This window comes from Parapedobacter tibetensis (assembly GCF_024704835.1).
GTDB lineage: Bacteria > Bacteroidota > Bacteroidia > Sphingobacteriales > Sphingobacteriaceae > Parapedobacter > Parapedobacter tibetensis.
The window spans coordinates 1-921 of record NZ_JAMXBE010000061.1 but is presented as its reverse complement, the minus strand read 5'-3'; the positions used below and the strand labels follow the sequence as shown (position 1 = coordinate 921).

Annotated in this window: 2 protein-coding genes; both read left to right on the top strand. The window is 39.6% G+C overall.

Annotated features, from left to right (window positions below; translation table 11 throughout):
• The first annotated feature begins 153 nt into the window (after nucleotides 1-153).
• Entirely contained in the window at nucleotides 154-396 is a 243-nt protein-coding gene (locus tag NF543_RS25245) for a hypothetical protein (protein WP_257670961.1), read from the top strand.
• Nucleotides 375-761 carry a type II toxin-antitoxin system VapC family toxin gene (locus tag NF543_RS25240; protein WP_257670962.1) on the top strand — a complete coding sequence of 129 codons (387 nt, stop codon included), beginning with the start codon at nucleotides 375-377 and terminating at the stop codon, nucleotides 759-761. Before NF543_RS25245 ends, NF543_RS25240 begins: the two co-directional genes overlap by 22 nt.
• Nucleotides 762-921 lie beyond the last annotated feature (160 nt).

Below are 921 nucleotides of genomic sequence, written 5' to 3'. Positions count from 1 at the left end.
CCATGGCAAAAGATCAGTTTGTGCTGAAAGTAGGTGCGGAGCTGGAAGTTGTGAGGGGAGTGGATTAGGCGGGAAATAAGAAATGAGGATTTTAGTAATTTTGCTTTTCCCAATCCCTTTATGTAAATTTGTACTATTAATAAGATAAAGATTATGCCACTACAATATCTTTCGGACGCATCCGGGAAACAAACTGCTGTAGTAATCCCTTTGACTGACTGGAACAGGCTTAAATCCAAATTCAGAGGAATTGAACAGACGATCAATGCCGGCCTGTCTTCCTCGAAACGTACCAAACCGTCGGATTTCAGAGGGTCAATTTCCAAAGAAACTGCCAAAGATATCAATCACTATATTGATGAATCTAAAAAAGAATGGGAGAACGACACCTTTTAGATTCAAATACCATTATTGATTACATTGGTGAGCTAATACCCGAAAAATCGGTCTTTATCCTTGACCGTTTACTCGATGAAGCATTAAACGTGTCGGTTGTTTCGCGTATAGAGGTCTTGGGCTATAATGGCAAAACCTCCGATATGCGCAAGCTTGATGGTTTTTTAGCGATGGCGAACATTCTTTATGTCGATCAGGATATCGCCGACAAGACCATTTCCATACGTAAAAAGCATAAAATCAAACTTCCTGATGCCATCATCGCAGCCACGGCTCTGGTTTTTGATTTTATACTGATTAGCCGGAATCTTTCTGATTTTAAAAAGATAACCGGATTGAGTGTACTAAATCCCTACGATTTATAGTTTTGGTGTAATTAATAAATTAGCAAGAGAGGGGCAATAAAACGTTGCGTCTTATCTGCCCGCTGAACAACTCCGTTCTAATAAATTATATCCAAAGTTCATCATCAGCTCAGTCGAGTCTTTTGGGCCTGCTCTCGCCCTTAAAGCATTGATTTTAAAT